General features: G+C 39.4%; 14 protein-coding genes and 2 pseudogenes. 12 read left to right on the forward strand and 4 right to left on the reverse strand.

What is annotated here, in order from left to right:
- The first annotated feature begins 391 nt into the window (after positions 1-391).
- The 12 genes from C8322_RS12035 (at position 392) to glmS (ending at position 15,924) form a co-directional block, all read left to right on the forward strand.
- Complete coding sequence (locus C8322_RS12035; RefSeq protein WP_004895799.1) at positions 392-973, forward strand: hypothetical protein; 582 nt, start codon at positions 392-394, stop codon at positions 971-973.
- A 2-nt stretch (positions 974-975) separates the two neighbouring features.
- A complete protein-coding gene (locus C8322_RS12040) occupies positions 976-3,195 on the forward strand; it encodes a hypothetical protein (RefSeq protein ID WP_111810660.1) in 2,220 nt (739 codons plus the stop codon).
- Positions 3,192-5,750: a tyrosine-type recombinase/integrase gene (locus tag C8322_RS12045; protein WP_228156506.1), complete on the forward strand. Its 2,559-nt coding sequence runs from the start codon at positions 3,192-3,194 to the stop codon at positions 5,748-5,750. The genes C8322_RS12040 and C8322_RS12045 overlap by 4 nt, the downstream gene beginning before the upstream one ends.
- 237 nt (positions 5,751-5,987) lie before the next feature.
- On the forward strand, positions 5,988-6,953 hold the full coding sequence (locus C8322_RS12050; RefSeq protein WP_004814183.1) for an alpha/beta hydrolase: 966 nt from the start codon (positions 5,988-5,990) through the stop codon (positions 6,951-6,953).
- A 369-nt stretch (positions 6,954-7,322) separates the two neighbouring features.
- A complete protein-coding gene (locus C8322_RS12055) occupies positions 7,323-8,834 on the forward strand; it encodes an aldehyde dehydrogenase family protein (RefSeq protein ID WP_004814181.1) in 1,512 nt (503 codons plus the stop codon).
- A 358-nt stretch (positions 8,835-9,192) separates the two neighbouring features.
- Positions 9,193-10,308, forward strand: coding sequence for a bifunctional 3,4-dihydroxy-2-butanone-4-phosphate synthase/GTP cyclohydrolase II (gene ribBA, locus C8322_RS12060; RefSeq protein WP_004895820.1), 1,116 nt, complete (start codon positions 9,193-9,195; stop codon positions 10,306-10,308).
- A gap of 19 nt (positions 10,309-10,327) precedes the next feature.
- Positions 10,328-10,798 carry a 6,7-dimethyl-8-ribityllumazine synthase gene (gene ribE, locus C8322_RS12065; RefSeq protein WP_004814177.1) on the forward strand — a complete coding sequence of 157 codons (471 nt, stop codon included), beginning with the start codon at positions 10,328-10,330 and terminating at the stop codon, positions 10,796-10,798.
- A 4-nt stretch (positions 10,799-10,802) separates the two neighbouring features.
- The gene (gene nusB, locus C8322_RS12070) at positions 10,803-11,252 is read left to right on the forward strand and encodes a transcription antitermination factor NusB (RefSeq protein WP_004814175.1); all 450 of its coding nucleotides are present in this window, start codon (positions 10,803-10,805) and stop codon (positions 11,250-11,252) included.
- Positions 11,253-11,272: 20 nt separating this feature from the next.
- A complete protein-coding gene (gene thiL / locus C8322_RS12075; protein WP_005220336.1) occupies positions 11,273-12,190 on the forward strand; it encodes a thiamine-phosphate kinase in 918 nt (305 codons plus the stop codon).
- Positions 12,168-12,689, forward strand: a complete 522-nt coding sequence (locus C8322_RS12080; RefSeq protein WP_111810661.1) for a phosphatidylglycerophosphatase A — start codon at positions 12,168-12,170, stop codon at positions 12,687-12,689. The genes thiL and C8322_RS12080 overlap by 23 nt, the downstream gene beginning before the upstream one ends.
- Before the next feature lie 20 nt (positions 12,690-12,709).
- Positions 12,710-14,074: a bifunctional UDP-N-acetylglucosamine diphosphorylase/glucosamine-1-phosphate N-acetyltransferase GlmU gene (gene glmU / locus C8322_RS12085; RefSeq protein WP_111810662.1), complete on the forward strand. Its 1,365-nt coding sequence runs from the start codon at positions 12,710-12,712 to the stop codon at positions 14,072-14,074.
- Positions 14,075-14,085: 11 nt separating this feature from the next.
- Positions 14,086-15,924 (forward strand): glutamine--fructose-6-phosphate transaminase (isomerizing), encoded by a 1,839-nt coding sequence (gene glmS, locus C8322_RS12090; RefSeq protein ID WP_108675653.1) that lies wholly within the window; start codon positions 14,086-14,088, stop codon positions 15,922-15,924.
- A 603-nt stretch (positions 15,925-16,527) separates the two neighbouring features.
- Here the strand turns inward: glmS and C8322_RS14605 are convergent.
- From C8322_RS14605 to C8322_RS12115, 4 genes and pseudogenes are all read right to left on the reverse strand, one after another.
- Positions 16,528-16,675: pseudogene (locus tag C8322_RS14605) on the reverse strand (IS5/IS1182 family transposase); the annotation flags it as partial.
- Positions 16,676-16,759: 84 nt separating this feature from the next.
- A pseudogene (locus C8322_RS14610) lies at positions 16,760-17,386 on the reverse strand (IS5 family transposase); the annotation flags it as partial.
- Between the two features lie 91 nt (positions 17,387-17,477).
- On the reverse strand, positions 17,478-17,966 hold the full coding sequence (locus C8322_RS12110) for a GNAT family N-acetyltransferase (RefSeq protein WP_111810665.1): 489 nt from the start codon (positions 17,964-17,966) through the stop codon (positions 17,478-17,480).
- Complete coding sequence (locus tag C8322_RS12115) at positions 17,956-18,222, reverse strand: DUF1778 domain-containing protein (protein WP_039890759.1); 267 nt, start codon at positions 18,220-18,222, stop codon at positions 17,956-17,958. Before C8322_RS12115 ends, C8322_RS12110 begins: the two co-directional genes overlap by 11 nt.
- Positions 18,223-18,581: the final 359 nt, after the last annotated feature.

The following is an 18,581-nucleotide window of genomic DNA, read 5'->3' on the forward strand; positions in this document are numbered from 1 at the left end:
CAGAATATCACTTATAGGAGTTGTTCAAATTTACGGATCCATCTCTGACTCATATAATCAATCACGTGCATATTTTTTAATTCTCACAACAATTCAAATAAAGCAATAAATTGATTTATTTATATAAAAAAATACTACACACAATAAAAAGTTATGGGCAGTAAAAATATTTAAATCCATGAGTATTATAATACCAATGAGGCATGAGTATTCTTTTACCAAAGAATCTCAATAAACGTATTTTTCAAAAAATAAATGCAATAAAAATTAAATAAAACCATCAAAATATTTACATTATAAAAATTCCTGCATATATTAAGAATACACAAACAAAATACGATCAACCAAAGAAGAAAGTCATCTAAAGCAGTCTTAAAATTGGGTTTTACTCATGACAAATTCAACGAATAAAGTACTAAAAACATTTCGGGTGTCATCCAAAAACCTGAATTTATATTGCTACCCACAAAGCATCCATGCTTTTGTGTGTTGGCATGCACTTTTTTCTCAGCTTGAGATTCAACAACGTGAGTTCACTTTTAAACTTCTGTCAGATGCAAAATGTGAAATCCCTATCATCATTACAGATAAGGAAGATACATATTTATTTACAAGCCATTTCGCAGGAATACATGGATATTTCTATGACCCATCGCTGAAATTTAAATTCAAGGGATATCAGAATCTTGATCATCATGAGAATATTCTTTCAGCTCTACGGGATGTTTTAAATTTACTAGAATCAAAGCAGTTTAAAGTCATCTCTAAGCTTGATGTTCTCGCAAATTGTTTGAATCAAAATTATACCTCTACTCAATTACATCAAGTGTTTGGCTACAATCAACTGTCCTTAGACACCCTTAGAGAAATCACAAAACTTTCAATTAGACAAAGTCCAGCAAGCTTTCCAAAAAACCAATCAAGTGCTCAATTTTCATTAAACAACATACTCAATGCGTTAAAGGATCAATAAGTATGAACATGATTGGACATGCCTATCTAAATTACGAGAAAGTTGATTTAGCACCTTTCAAGGCTTTTTATACAGGCTTAGCTAAAATAAATAAACAAAGAATAGAAGAAAATATTCGCTTAGAAGATTTTACAAAATCTAGTGAAAGAAACGTTCTCATAGATTTAATGCAGAAAAATGAACTTAAGAGAACAAAAACCGAGTTACCCCTAGTTCATTATTTGTTTTCGCTATTTAATGTGTCCACAGAGAATAAATTGATTGCCTTGAAATGGGCAGTTTTCAACATTCAATCTTTTGAATCTATTGCTCAGACAGAGAATATAACTGAAAACAATTTTAATGAGATTACTTCAAAATATAAAACTACTATCTGCGATATATGTAGATGTTTTAGATTAGCGAATCACGATAAAAACAAAATATATAAGACCTTAACTTCGATTCCTTCAGATCTACAAGAGCTCATCAATCAGCTAGATTCTATTATTGGTAAAAATAAAGAGCGACTAAAACGCTCATTACCAAGTCTGTCTGAAGAAGATATCAATCGTTTAAGTGTTATTAAGAATGCTTATAACTTCATCGTTACACAGCAAAAAAGACAACGTACGCATTCTAGTCAAACCAGAAAGTCTTCTAAGCCAATTGATCAACCAACATATAGACATAAAAAAGTTTCACTTGATGATGAAGTTTTACTGTTCACAACTTTTCGCAGTAATGAGGATACTTATGATATTGAGGATCAGGAACAGTCCACGCTTCAAGATCACGGTTTTAATTTTGATGAAAAGGAAAAATATTCTTTAGCTTTCCAAAAAATTAAATTAATGGCACAAGCACAACATCATCAAAAAAACAATTTGATGAGTAAATCAAATCCGCGTGTTTATGATCTATTGACAGCTCAGCTCATTATGCAACGCATACTTGAAAAAGCCACAGACTCACCTATTCATAGTTTATTGTTATTTTCAGTACTAAGCCTCACGCACTATAAGGACATAGTAAGTTTTAGCAACAAACCATGTGAATCCAATCGCACAAAAAAATTGTATTTGAATAAATTTGAATGTTACTTTAAGCAATCATTTGACGTTTCTACTTTTAAAAGTAATCACATCAAACTCAAAGAGCATAAGCTGAACACCACAAACAGCTATGCTATTCCCTTGCCTCAATCATATTTTTCGACCCTAATTCAACTTAAAAAATGGGATATGGGCGATATTGAATCCGAGGTGAATGAATACTTAAGAACTATTGGTCAAGATTTGACATTTAACCTTACAGCAGAAAATCTGCCTCGTTTGATCAGTGATATTACTTTAAATGAACTCGGTTACGAACTGGAAAGCAAATTGCTGGCTGGGATGAGTATTAAACACTATGTGTCCTGCAATTATTTTTCTTCGACAGTGGTTGATTTATTAGATAGCTATGAACAAACTTTAAAATTAGTTACCTCTACGTTTGATACTCAGTACATTCATAACTTGAGTAGTCCAATATCGTTCGGAAGTCAGCAATCTCCAGATGTAGCATTGGCCCAAGCCTTCTTTAATGAACTCGACCGCTGTGTTCGACAAGCTGCCGACCCATTTTCTTGCCTGAATCATTATTCTATTTGGTTATGGCACATCTGCATGATCATTACTTCAGCTCGACCAAGTCACTCCTTTCCACCTAATTTAGACTATATTGATTTTGAAATGCAGATAATGGGTGTTGCAGATAAAGAGCAGCGTTACGCGAGCACGATTGGACGATGTATTCCTTTTAATGATTTTCTTAAAGCAGAGATACAGCATTATTTGGCATTCTTAAATAAATTTAAGACCTTAATGCAAATACTCTATCCTTCTGAATATATCCAACCCATTCAAGATGTTCTCAATGGGCAAGCTCCTATTCTCCTTTTCCAAGATAAACATAAATTAAGACCGTTTGGCCTGTCTGATCTGCAGCATATTTATGAAAACTTAGATCTGCAAAAAAATTGGACCAGACATTTTTGTCGTTATTTCTTTGCACAGTTTTGTGATGAAGACATTATCAAATCCATTTTTGGACATGATGAAAATATGCAGGGTCTTTTTGATAAATATTCTAGCTTTAAGCCAACTAACTTGAGTCAAATTAGAAATGCTCAGGATAAATTAGTCGCAATATTAAACTTAAAGGGTATGTCCAATTTGAATGAGGTTACTTTCATATGAGTAATCATCCACATAGCCTCCGTCGCAAGCAAAAAAATAATGCGAAAATTAAATCACTGATTACATTATTCTCGGAAAAATTTGAATGCTCAACAGATGAAAATTTTCAAAGCATATGCAACGAAATCGACAAAAAACTCTTAGAAAAAGCGGGTTCCAATTTACAATCATATCGTTTTGGACGTTTACAATTAGCAAAATATATCAAACGTCTTAATCTTGCCAAAGGTACTGATTATCCGGTTCCGAGTAGCCCTGTAATCTATGAATCTGTTATGCCACTGCAAAGCATTGAAACCATCAAGCACGGCAAAAATATCGTCCTATTTGTACAAAGGTTAACTCATCTTTGGCACACAACATCCATTGATCATCCCGTACATTGCCATGGATTTGCATTAATAAGCGCTATTCTCTTTAATGGTGTTTGGAATGAGGCAGAGTTAAAAGCATTTTCACACATCATTGAAACAAAAAAAAGTTTTGACTCTTTTTTAGATACTAAAGATCATTTCATAAGTCTTGAAATACCCAATTCACAGTATGGCAATAAAAAAATTGATCATCCTCATCACAGTACAACTTACACAAAAACCATCGTCATACACGATATCGTTAAATGTTGGTTATTCAGACTTAACCAATATGAAAAAGATTTGTTTACACAAGCATTAGACCCTGAACACGTCATTAATGACTGTATTCGTATATATTTGCCTGATGTAAAAACTCGATATAAAGAACTGATTCAATACGCTTTCTATTTCACGCAATTTTTGAAAAATGCTCAGCTTGATCAAATGTCTATAGGATTATTAAAACATGAAATTCCAAGTTCGAGCCCCCTCAAAAAACAATTAGCCGTCTACTTTCATCAATTTGATACATCTGCCACAAGATCTCGATATAAAATCCTCGAACAAAATGAACGGAGTATTAAAGGCAATATTGAAAGTGGGCTAACCAACTTTTTGAAAGACATTCGCGTGATTCTTCGTGCTGATGGTTATGTCGAAAAACTCATTGAACTGTATGCACGTGAACTTTCACCTTCAATAGAACGTATTGTCTTTTGGGCAATCATTCGTTCAAGACTTAACAGCAATCAACTAGCTAAACTGAATGAAATTATTTGCAGTAAAAAGAGACTTTCAAGGACACTAATTCATGCAGACTTTCAGCCTCTTAAACGAAGCTCGCTGAATACCTTTTTCTCGCAATTTGTCTTCCACTGGCTTTATTTAACCCAAGGTAAAAACATTCATGCATTCACAGCGATAGATTATGAAGAACTTTATGCTGAAATTTTAGCGTTAAAAGCAGAACAAACTCGCTCAAACACGCAGAAACGCTTAAGTGAGTTTCATCACAAACAAGTGTTATTTTTTAACGCACCTAACGTGAACTTAGAAAATTTGCTGACGATTAAAATTTGTAAAACTGATCTCGTTTCACCCCATATTTTTCACAAAGCCCTTCAAGCGCTCGAGTCTATGTCTGAAATCCATCGTCTGGATAGGTCGATGTTTAAGCATATCTTTACCCTTGGGTTTAAAGTTGGATTGCGGATCAATGAGACCTTAAATATTTTCGTTAATGATTTTCAAATAAATGCGGATCAATTGACTCTATGTATCCGAAATCATCGAAATAAAAATCAAAAAAGCTATTCCGCATACCGAAAAATTGCCTTACACCATCTTCTCAAACACGATGAACTACAATCATTAATGACTTACATCAATAATCGTAAGCGTGAGCTTTTAGAAAAGAGATATTCCCTGAAACAACCGTTATTTATTAAACAAAATTTCAAAGAAACCCATAAAAATGAAGTCAATGAACTCTTAAAAACAATATTAGATTCTGTTTACCCTGAGCATCGTTGCACTTATCACAGCCTTAGACATTCAGCAATTAACCATCTCTATCTCGTACTAGCCGAATCCCCTCTTGCAAATCACTTTACTGATTATTCCGCTAATGAACAAATGAGAATCCGTTATGCTTTATTAAGGCATGGCAATACACAACAAACTTGGTACGCATTAGCACATTTAGCTGGGCACTTAACCCCATCGACAACCTGTCCTAGTTATCTGCATCTTGCACATTTAGCCATTACATACCAACTCAATCAAATGCATACGCCACTCACAAAAGAAGCTTATTTCAACATACTCCACTGTAAAGATAATACTTCATTCCCCGTACAGCAAAGAGCGATTCACACTTTTCTCTATAAGCAGTTAACGCTTCATCCATATAAGGAATATGATCATAATTATAAGGAGCTACACGTAGCTGCACCCAATACACTTGTGCTTGGAGCCCATGATTCGGATCTTACATTCAAGTTATTACATCATATACTTTCAACTCCCCATGAAGATCATCTATTACTCCCAGAAAGCATTCCACTGCAAGTTGCAATAAAAATTCGTGATACGGCTTCTCAACTTAAAACGACGTGTATCAATCAAAAAAAATCATCTAAGTTATTTACCACTGACTTCTTGCGAAAGCACCCTAATGCACTAATTTCTACTGATTAGATCATACTCTTTTTCTGTTTTTCTAGCCTTATATTTACCAGCAAAATAACAAACAAGGAACTTATAGATATCTTTTTCAGTATAGAGAAACCTTGTCTCGCATTTATTCCATCCCGATGAGCTGTTTATCTTTAATTTCAGGTGATCAGTTCCTCATTAGAAAATACTGTTTTTTTATTTGACGCTAGTGTAGAAATATCTAAATATAAAATCTGAACAAGAAGTTAAGAGAAAATAATGACAACAAAGATAGAGGTAGATTATCAACCCGATATTTTAGGGGCTGGCTATGAACAGGCCACCTTAGATCTTCCGAATGATTATGAAGGTCAGGTGGTGGCGACCCTCGTTCGCAAGAAAGCCGCTAAACCGACTAAAAAGGCGGTGCTATATATCCACGGTTTTATCGACTATTTTTTCCAGACTGAAATGGCAGAGCGTTTCAATGAGCAGGGTTTTGACTTTTATGCGCTGGACCTACGTAAATATGGCCGCTCCTATTTGCCGCATCAGAAGTACTATAACGTTCATAGCCTGTCAGAATATGATGCAGAAATTACTCAGGCACTGGATATTATCGGTCAGGAAAGTCATGACGCCGTGCTGCTTTGCGGACATTCAACGGGGGGCTTAACCACAACCTTGTATGCAGCACATCATCCTGATCATCCCCTGATTAAAGCGCTCTGGGCAAACAGTCCCTTTTATGATTTCAATATGAGTCGTCTGGAAAAGAAATTTGCCATTCCTCGAATGGCAGCAATGGGCAAACGTTTTCCAAACTTGCTGTTCCCAAGTCGTCTTAATAAGTGGTATGTCCCGAGTTTGCACGCCAGCCATCATGGTGAATGGAACTTTAACCTCGAATGGAAAAAAGTCCGTTATCCCATGGTGCGTTTGAGCTTTGTACATGCCATTCATGAGGCGCAAAAAGAACTGCATCAAGGTCTTCAGTTAAGCATTCCTGTCCTGATCATGCATTCGCATCAGACGACTTATCCACGAAAATTTAATCGTCATGCACAAAGCAGCGATGTGATCCTGGAAGTGCAGGATATGATTCAGCATGCCAGCAAAATATCGGGCGATGTCACCTTGTGCGAAATTCATAATGGCTTGCATGACCTGGTACTGTCAGAAAAAGCGGTACGGGAACAGGTCTATCAACAGCTGTTTGAATGGTTACAGACCAAAGGACTTTGACCAGTTCATAACCCTCATTATTTGCAAGATAGCGGGAAGGAAAATGATAAATGACCTTCCCCAAAATTTGCTCAAAGATTTTTCATCAAGCAGGTATTAATTGTTATTTTTTAGCAAGCCTATATGTGCGAAACATCATGTTTTAACGCCTTAAAAATTTAATCTATCCAACCTAGTAAATTGATTTTTATTAAAAATAACAAAATCCCCTTACCCCCGCTTTGTTACCTTTTGTAGCACGCTTGTAAACCCTCGACATAGCGTCAGATTTGCTCTTTATATTAGCTATAACTATTCATTCCAAGATGAGTCTTCGTCTCTCAGCTTTATTTCTCTCACAGCTATAACAATCAATGAAAGGACAAAAATATGCGCTATGCAGATCCAAATACTGACGGTTCAAAAATTCAATTTAAAGCACAATACGAAAACTTTATTGGCGGTAAATGGGTGCCGCCGGTCAAAGGTGAATACTTTGATAATATTTCCCCAGTCGATGGCAAAGTTTTTACCAGAGCACCACGCTCCAGTGTAGAAGATATTGAACTCGCACTCGATGCCGCCCATGCCGCCAAAGCCCAGTGGAATAGCTCATCACCGACCACACGTTCAAATATCCTGCTCAAGATTGCCGATCGTCTAGAGGAAAACCTGGAATTGCTCGCGGTGGCAGAGACCTGGGACAACGGTAAACCGATTCGTGAAACCCTAAATGCGGATATTCCATTATGTATCGACCACTTCCGTTATTTTGCTGGTTGTATTCGCGCGCAAGAAGGCGGCATTTCAGAAATTGACGAAGACACCATCGCCTATCATTTCCATGAACCCCTCGGCGTTGTCGGTCAAATCATTCCGTGGAATTTCCCAATTCTCATGGCCGCATGGAAACTGGCTCCGGCTTTAGCTGCCGGTAACTGTATTGTGCTGAAACCAGCAGAACAAACCCCTGTCAGTATTTTAGTGTTGGTTGAACTGATTCAGGATCTTTTACCACCTGGTGTACTGAATATTGTTAATGGCTATGGGGTCGAAGTCGGCCGTCCACTGGCGACCAACCCTCGTATCGCAAAAATTGCTTTTACCGGTTCAACCGCAGTCGGCCAATTGATTATGCAATATGCGACTGAAAATATTATTCCTGTGACCTTAGAGCTGGGTGGTAAATCACCAAACCTGTTCTTTGCAGATGTGATGGATCAAGAGGATGAATACCTAGATAAAGCCCTGGAAGGTTTTACCATGTTTGCCCTCAACCAAGGAGAAATCTGTACCTGCCCTTCACGTGCACTGGTACAGGAAAGTATTGCCGACAAATTCCTGGAACGTGCAGTTGAGCGTGTCAAGCGCATTAAAACCGGTCATCCGCTGGATACCGACACCATGATTGGCGCACAGGCATCGCAAGAACAGCAGGATAAGATCTTGGGTTGTATCGCCACAGGTCGTGAAGAAGGTGCTCAGGTCTTAACAGGTGGTGAAGCACGCCATGAAGTAGGTCAAGGCTTCTATATTGAACCGACCATTTTTAAAGGCACCAATGACATGAAAACCTTCCAGGAAGAAATTTTTGGACCTGTACTTGCCGTGACCACTTTTAAGGACTTTGATGATGCCATTAAAATTGCCAATGACACCATTTATGGCTTAGGTGCTGGTGTCTGGTCGCGTTCAGCCCATACCTCTTATCGTGCCGGCCGTGCGATTCAGGCAGGTCGCGTCTGGACCAACTGTTATCACATTTACCCTGCCCATGCGGCATTTGGTGGTTATAAAAAATCAGGGATTGGACGCGAGAACCACAAAATGATGCTCGATCATTATCAACAAACCAAAAACTTGCTTGTCAGCTACTCGACCAAACCCGCAGGTTTCTTCTAATTCCTGTCTAAGCAAAAGCGAACTTCAGTTCGCTTTTTTATTGGCTTGGTAATTTTATCTTAAACAAAAAAATAACCGTCCCTCTATCCCAATAAAATCATAAAGCTATCCAAAACAAGTATATATCCCTCTATGATAAGTATTGATTTTTTTAATATTTTCAATTGGATAAAAAAAATACAAAAATTAAAAACTTCCATATAAAGTCGGCTTTCTTTGCCGAAAAAGACTGTGTATAACAATGTTCAGTTTAGGGAAATCAATAAGCATAGGCAAAATTGCTCAAAAAGCGTTAGACTATGCAACCAATAATGTCATGATTCGGTCTGAACAAGATCAAAAAAGAAGGTGAAGGTTGATGCCGCTCAATACAGTTGAAGAGCTTGTAGCAGATATCCGTGCAGGAAAAATGGTCATCCTGATGGATGATGAAGATCGTGAAAATGAAGGCGATTTAGTCATTGCTGCCACGCACGTGCGTCCTGAAGACATCAACTTTATGATCACCCATGCTCGTGGTTTAGTGTGTCTGACTTTAAGTAAAGAACGTTGCCAACAGTTGAATCTTCCATTGATGGTAGATGCTAATGGTGCTCAACACGGGACCAACTTCACGTTATCGATTGAAGCAGCTGAAGGTATTTCTACCGGTATTTCACCTGCAGAGCGTGCGCATACCATTCAAACCGCTGTGGCGGCTCATGCTAAACCTACGGACATCGTACAGCCTGGTCATATCTTCCCATTGATGGCACAGCCAGGTGGTGTCCTGCACCGTGCAGGTCATACCGAAGCAGGCTGTGACTTATCGCGTCTTGCAGGTTTAGAGCCAGCATCGGTCATTTGTGAAATCATCAATGAAGATGGCACCATGGCACGTCGTCCAGACCTTGAAGTCTTTGCCGAAAAGCATGGCTTGAAAATTGGTACGATTGCTGACCTGATTCATTATCGCATGACCAATGAGCAGACGGTTGAACGTTTAGATCAGCAAACAATTGATACCGAATACGGTACCTTTGATCTGTATCGTTACCGTGAATTAGGTAACCCGGATATTCATGTGGCACTAGTCAAAGGCGAGCCGAAAGAAGGCGTAACGACTGTACGTGTCCACGGCTTTAACCCGACACGGGACCTCTTAAAACTGAATAAACAGGACGGCGAACCGGCTTGGAATTTAGACAAGGCACTTAAAGAAATTGCAAGCAGTGATCGTGGTGTTTTGGTCTGGATTGGTCAACGTCATTTACAAGATCTAGGTCCTGCGCTTGATACTTTAAAAGCACCCAAAAATGTGAAATCCAATGCTGCACTGTCGCAGCAGTATCAAACGATTGGTGTCGGTGCACAAATTTTGCGTGATCTAGGCGTAGAAAAAATGAAGCTGCTGAGTTCACCATTACGCTTTAATGCATTGTCAGGTTTTAATTTAGAAGTGGTGGAATACATCACTGCACAACACACATCTTAAGATAAGAATCGAGGTTATTATGGCTGTTCGCCGTATTGAAGGTATGTTACATCTCGCGAACGAAGACCGTTATGCGATTTTAGTTGGTCGTTTTAACAGCTTTGTTGTTGAACATCTGTTAGAAGGTGCCGTTGATACATTGAAACGCCATGGTGTATCAGAGGATAATATCACGGTCGTTCATGCACCTGGTGCCTGGGAACTTCCAATCGTTGCAAAAAAATTAGCAGCGACTGGCAAGTTCGATGCCATCATTGCCTTGGGCGCTGTGATTCGTGGTAGCACACCGCACTTCGATTTCGTGGCAGGTGAATGTGCCAAAGGTTTAGGCGTAGTTGGTCTGGACGCTGGTCTTCCTGTCATTAATGGCGTACTCACTACGGATAGTATTGAACAAGCGATTGAACGCTCTGGAACAAAAGCAGGCAATAAAGGTAGTGAAGCTGCCTTGACTGCGATTGAAATGGTTAACTTGTTAAAGGCTATTTAAGGCTATGTCGCAAACACTTCAAGCAACTTATGCTGCAAAACGTAAAGCACGTCGTTTTGCCGTACAAGGAATTTATGAATGGCAAATGAGCCACAACCCTGTGCATGAGATTGAAGCACGTACACGTGTGGACAATGCCATGCACAAAGTGGATCTTGGCTATTATCATGAATTGTTGACTCAAGTGGTTGCCAATCATGAAGCATTGGATGCTTTGCTTATCCCTGTGCTGGATCGCGAACTTTCTGCACTTGACGGTGTAGAACTCGCAACACTTCGTTTAGGTGCGTATGAGCTCAAAGAACATCTTGAGATTCCATATCGTGTCGTTTTAGACGAAGCAATTGAGTTAGCTAAACATTTTGGCGGTGCAGACAGCCATAAATACATCAATGGTGTATTAGATCGTTTAGCGACAACTTTACGTGCAGCAGAAAAACAACAAGCAAACTAAGTTTTAAGTAGATTTGTTGTATGGCTGAGTTTTCGATTATCGACACCTATTTCAATCGTAAGAATCAAGATTCTGTCGATTTAGGGGTCGGTGACGACTCAGCCTTGCTCACCCCCCCTCCTCACCAGCAATTGGTGATTTGTGCCGACACCTTAGTTGCGGGTCGACATTTTCCTTTAGATACAAACCCACATGCCATTGGCTGGAAATCTGTTGCAGTCAATTTATCTGATATTGCCGCGATGGGCGCCACACCGCATAGTATTTTATTGGCATTGAGCTTACCCCAAATTGATCATGCTTGGCTCAAAGGCTTTAGCCAAGGGCTATACGACTGCTGCGATCAATTTGGTGTACGTTTAATTGGTGGTGATACCACGCAAAGTCCACATCTGACTCTATCTGTCACAGCACTGGGCTGGGTCGATACAGGCCTTGCTGTACCACGTTCAGGTGCCCAAATCGGTGATCTGATTTGTGTTTCAGGTACGGTTGGCGATGCGGCATTTGGCTTAAAGCATTTAGGTCATGATCTACAAAAACGTCTGGATTATCCAACGCCACGTTGTGCTTTAGGTGCTGCGCTTAAAGGCCTGGCCAATAGCATGATTGATGTCTCAGATGGTCTTGCACAAGATTTGGGACACATCCTTAAAGCATCAAATGTCGGCGCAAAGCTGCAACTTGAAAACTTACCACTAAGTACTGCCCTGCACGCCTTAAATGATGAACAAAAATGGCAGTATGCATTGGCGGGTGGCGACGATTATGAATTATGTTTTACAATAAGCCCGCAAAATTATGAAAAATTATTGCAAAAACAACTTGATGATTCGATTAGTATAATCGGCACAATTCAGCAACAGCGCGGCTTAACTTTTGAAAAAGATGGCGTAGATCATTTGCTTCAATTTAATGGGTATCAACATTTTGCATAAACCTTCAATCAATTTTAAAGCCATGTCATGGACCGACCGTTTTATTGTGTTCTGTGGTGTTGGTTTTGGTTCTGGCTTATTACCGAAAGCGCCGGGTACGTTTGGTTCAGCTTTTGCCTTATTGTTTATTCCGCTATGGCTTGCAATTGGTCTATCGAGCACCATATTAGCCATTATTCTAATGTCGCTCATTGGCATCTATATTTGCGGGCATACGGCTAAAGTCATGGGTGTACATGATGATGGTCGCATTGTCTGGGATGAATTTGCAGGTCAATCCATTACCTTTTTGCCTTTGCTCTATCTAAATGAAATGAGCTGGATGTGGGCATTGGTCGGTTTTGCTCTGTTCCGTTTATTCGATGTCTGGAAGCCCTGGCCGATTCGTGTCATTGACCGTCAAGTCGACGGCGGTTTCGGCATCATGCTGGATGACATTATTGCTGGCCTGTGGGCGGCCCTTTGTATTTTGCTTTATTTTTACTTCACTGTGGCATAAGCCATATTTAGGATTAGAACATGTCAACGACTGTGATTATTCTTGCTGCAGGTAAAGGAACCCGTATGCGTTCCAGCTTACCGAAAGTATTACAACCCCTTGCAGGACGTCCTTTACTGGGTCATGTCATTGAAACGGCAAAAAAATTAAACGCAGATAATATTATTACGATTTATGGTCACGGTGGTGACCGGGTTCAGGCTGCTTTTGCAGAGCAAGAGATTAAATGGGTAGAACAGGCTGAACAGCTGGGTACCGGCCATGCAGTGCAAATGACCTTGCCTGTCCTGCCACAAGATGGCGTTTCGCTGATTCTTTCCGGCGATGTGCCGTGCATTAATCCTGTAACCTTGCAAAAATTACTCGATGCTACTGCAGAAACCGGTATTGGTCTGGTGACGCTTACCCTGCCGGATGCCAATGGTTATGGCCGTATCGTACGTGAACAAGGTCAGATCCAGGCCATTGTTGAGCACAAGGATGCTTCTGAAGAACAACGTCAAATCAAGGAAATCAATACCGGTATTTATGCCGTCAGCAATGCCAAGTTGCATCAATGGCTACCACGTTTAAGCAATGACAATGCGCAAGGTGAATATTACCTGACTGATATTGTGGCGATGGCTTTGGCAGATGGTATGCAAGTTGCATCTGTAGAACCTGAGCAGGCTTTTGAAGTTGAAGGGGTAAATGACCGGGTGCAGCTGGCTGCTTTAGAGCGTCAGTTCCAGGCATTTCAGGCCAGACAGCTCATGCAGCAAGGCGTACATCTGGTTGATCCAAGCCGTTTTGACTTGCGTGGCAATTTAACTGTAGGTACTGACGTTCGTATTGATATCAATGTGATTATCGAAGGTGATTGCGAGTTAGGTAACAATGTTGAAATTGGCGCAGGCTGTGTGATTAAAAACACTAAAATCGCAGCGGGTACCAAGGTTCAGCCATATAGTATTTTCGACAGTGCTATCGTGGGTGAAGATACCCAAATTGGCCCATTTGCACGTTTACGTCCGGGTGCACAACTGGCCAATGAAGTTCACATTGGTAACTTTGTTGAAGTTAAAAATACCACGATTGGTCTAGGCTCTAAAGCCAACCACTTTACCTACCTGGGTGATGCTGAAGTTGGTGCAGGCTCAAACATCGGTGCAGGGACCATTACCTGTAATTATGATGGTGCCAACAAATTTAAAACGATTATTGGTGATCAAGCCTTTATTGGCTCGAACAGTTCATTGGTGGCACCTGTGAGAATTGGCAATGGTGCTACAGTCGGTGCAGGCTCGACGATTACCCGTGATGTGGAAGACAACAGTTTGGCAGTAGAGCGCTCTAAGCAATTTGCCAAAGAAAACTATCCACGTCCGCAAAAAATCAAGAAATAAGGGGAACAAATATGTGTGGTATCGTCGGTGGCATTGCGGAACGCAGCATTACCAATATTTTAATTGAAGGCTTAAAACGCCTGGAATACCGTGGCTATGATTCAGCAGGTTTAGCCCTGATTAACAATCATCAGGTTCTGCGTGAACGCCGTGTCGGCAAGGTTTCCAACCTTGAACAGGCGGTGAATGAATCACAGATTAGTGGTTCACTCGGTATTGCACATACACGCTGGGCAACCCATGGCAAACCGACTGAAGAAAATGCCCATCCGCATATTTCTGAAAATGTGGCAGTGGTTCATAATGGTATTATTGAGAACTATCAAGAGCTTAAAGATGATCTTGAAGCTTTGGGCTATGTCTTTACTTCACAGACCGATACTGAAGTGGTTGCCCATCTGATCAATGATGCGCTGAAATCTACCCCAAGCCTGTTAGAAGCTGTACGTCAGGTGGTGCCGCAACTAAAAGGTGCTTATGCACTGGGTATCGTACATACGGATCATCCAGATGAACTGATTACCGTGCGTGAAGGCTCTCCACTGGTGATTGGTGTCGGCATTGGTGAAAACTTTATCAGTTCTGACCAGCTGGCGCTGCTCCCGATTACCAACCGTTTTATCTACCTGGAAGAAGGTGATATTGCCCGTTTGACCCGCACCACCATTGAAGTCTTTGTCGACGGTCAACTGGTGAATCGCCCAGTCAAAGAACTGGATGCTGCGGTCAGCAATGCATCTAAAGGTGAATACAAGCATTACATGCTCAAAGAAATTTATGAGCAGCCTGAAGCGATCAAACAGACGATTTCCCAAGCCTTGAATGGTAATGATCTGCGCGAAGATTTCCTCGCGAATGCCGTTGAGGATTTTACCAAAATTCAGCAAATCCAGATTATTGCCTGTGGTACCAGCTATCATGCTGGCATGATCGCCAAATACTGGTTTGAACAGCTGATCGATCTGCCTTGCCAGATCGAGATTGCCAGCGAATTCCGTTATCGTACGCCAGTGATTGTAAATCACACGCTGTATATTTGTATTTCCCAATCTGGTGAAACTGCCGATACCTTGGCTGCATTACGTGATACACAGAAACGTGCGGCTACCAAAGGACTAGACATCACCACCATGACGATCTGTAACGTGGCAACCTCCTCGATGGTACGTGAAACCAATCACAACCTGCTGACTTTGGCAGGCCCTGAGATTGGTGTTGCATCGACTAAGGCCTTTACCACACAGCTAGCTGCACTGATGCTGTTGGTACTGAAACTGGGTACAGTCAAAAATACAATTTCAGCAGAACAGGTCACAGCTATTAGCACCGACTTATGGCATATGCCAAAAGTGATTCTGGATACCTTGCATCATAACGATGAAATTTTACGCCTTTCTGAACTGTTTGTAGAAAAGCAGCACTGTCTGTTCCTGGGTCGCGGTACACATTTCCCGATTGCGCTAGAAGGCGCCTTGAAGCTGAAGGAAATTTCCTATATTCATGCTGAAGGTTATGCCGCAGGCGAACTTAAACATGGTCCATTGGCCTTGGTCGACAACGACATGCCCGTGGTGATTCTGGCGCCACAGGATGACATGCTGGATAAACTCAAATCCAATATGGAAGAAGTGCAGGCACGTGGTGGTGAGCTGTTCGTCTTTGCTGATGAAAACAGTGGTATTAAAGCCAAAGACCGTCAACATGTAGTCCATATTCCTGCAGTCAATGCAGTACTGGCCCCGATTGTGTATAGCATTCCGGTGCAGTTATTGTCCTATCATGTGGCTGTACTTCGTGGTACGGATGTCGATCAGCCGCGTAACCTGGCAAAATCGGTCACTGTAGAATAATTAGAATTGAATCAAGGCTGGAGATGTGTTCGTATAATTAAGTTTGTATCAAATAATTAAGTTTAGATTTAATTATTTAAGTTTGGATATTAATGAAGTAAACGAACAAAACTCTACCCTGTAGACCCAGTGATTCTTCACCAAGTCTACAGGGTTTTTAATATAATTAAATTCAAATTAGAATCACACCAGAAATATAAAATTATTACTAATATATTCAACGATATAGATATATAAAAATCTCACCCTAGATTCAAAAAGCATCCCTTTTTGACCTCATCTTGAAAACATTTCATTTTTATTTAAAGTATGCTTCACCTTTCTGAGCAAGAATTCGTATTTTAAAAGTGGAAGAACCCAATACTTAATACAAACTTAATTTCACCTAAAATTCAGGATACCAAATCTTAATACAAACTTAATTTTAAAATTGAAAAAACAATGAATAATATATATCAAAAACTTATGATAAAAAATAAAACAAACTTAATTAAATTACCATAATTAGACGCAGTATTTGGTCATAAAGCAAAATAAGGGATAAGGAACTATGTGCAAACTCTGAATAAGTCTATTAGCTATTCCTGTTACTAGGGTGTGTCCTCATTTGGCTTTGCACCAAATAAATATACAGGCTATACGAATCATAGATTTATAATTGCGTGCTAGTTTATCAAATCGAGTTTGCAATAGCACGGAAATGTTTTGATCTCGCAAAAGCGTTTTCAACTAAATATCTTAATTTATATAGATATTTATTAGACCTCTTGCGTTAGTCAAAATTTAATCAGTGATAAACGTTGATTTTTAAATAAATATCAAAGTCTAAAATAGTCAAAAATAATACTTTCGCAAGAGGTCTATTAAATTCTTTATTCGATCTCTTACTGTTTGATCTCAATGGAATAATAGGAATCATATTCTTGTTCTTAGCACATATTCGAATGTGCTCAGCATCATATCCCTTGCCAGCAATGAGATATGTTGCCTCGCCTACAATATCAATCAGTTGTTTTGCAACTTGACTGTCGTGGACGTCACCCCCAGTGGTTTTAAAATCAATCGGTAATCCATTCGCGTCGGTTGCAAGATGTATTTTTGTTGTTTGTCCACCGCGTGATTGTCCAATTGCTCTTTCGAAATCATACCGAGCTCCACTTGCATGTTGATGCACGCGTATGTAGCTTCCGTCAATGAATACCCATTCTTGATCCAAGACGCCTCGTAATCTAAAAAAAATTTATCCCATAATCCCTTACTTGCCCAGCGATTAAAGCGATTGTAAGCAGTTTGCCAAGGGCAAAATTCTTGAGGAATATCGCGCCATGTGGCGCCTGTGCGCAGTTTCCATAAGATGGCTTCCATGATATTTCTACTGTTTTTTTGAACAGTAACAACCATGTAATCGCATAGTATCTTGAATTTGCTGCCAAATATCATCAGTGAGAAGAGTACGTGCCATTGAAAAAATGTAGAAATGAAAAGAGCTTAAAGGGGGATTTTAAGTATTTAAAACCAATTCTTCAAATGAGGACACGCCCTAGCAGCCTACCTTATTTAAAATGAGGTATTTCATTCACTGGATATATTAATGTTAATGGATTTGATGTTAATGAGATAAAGCCAAACCGCTGATAAAACTCCATAGCTTTTTGATCCTTAGCATGTATTACAACAAAATTAACACCAATAATTTGAGCAACTTTTGAAACTTGTTTAAGAGCATGTGCTAAAAGTACTTTTCCAACTCCTTGCCCCTGTACTGCTTGATCAACGGCAAAGCGCCCCACAACCACACAAGGTAAGGGATAACGAGGTAATCGTTTAGTGAGAACAGCATCAACCCCATCAAATCCTATAGAGGTACTTGATAGACAATAAAACCCCCTCACCTGTGCATCATCATCAATAGCAACATAGGTTTTACTTGTTCCTGATTTCTGATGTTGGGATGCATATTGTTTTATGAACTTATTTAAATCATCTTGCCCACAATTAAATGATTTTTTCTGATGATGAGCTTGTAAAACCTCAATTTTCATCCAATAAACTCATTAAATTTTTCATCTCATCATTTGCAGGGCGCGGATTTTCAAGTAAATTCATTAACATATCACGATCAGCATTATTTACTTTTAACTCGTGATTAGATTTAAGTAATTCTTTTGCTCGTTCAAATGAGGATTGGATCATAAAGGAACTCACACTAAGACCCAATAAATTCGCAGCTTGCTCAATTACATTCTTTGCATCTACGGTTGAACGAACATTGATTCGTTCTGTTGCTAAGTTAGCCATATTTTCCACCAATTTGTACATCATAATGATGTACAAATTATAGCAGATTAAGGTAGTACTTTAAGATCCAAATTTACATATTTTGTTCTAAAATATTTGGAATAGAAAATAAGAATTTTACTATGAACCAGAATGAATGGTCGGGTTTGAGTCTGAATATCCAGTTGGTTTACATAAAAATATGCAACGATGTTTACTAAGATGTAATTTGAATACTTTTGCCTATCATCAACGTTTTTTAAACTCATCAATTGAGTATTAAAATACCAAATTAATTATTAAGTTACTGAATTAAATAAATAATTAAATAAAAATTATAAAATTTTATTTGTATATAAATATATTTAAGTTTGTATGTT

The organism is Acinetobacter sp. SM1B, from assembly GCF_003289665.1.
GTDB lineage: Bacteria > Pseudomonadota > Gammaproteobacteria > Pseudomonadales > Moraxellaceae > Acinetobacter > Acinetobacter schindleri.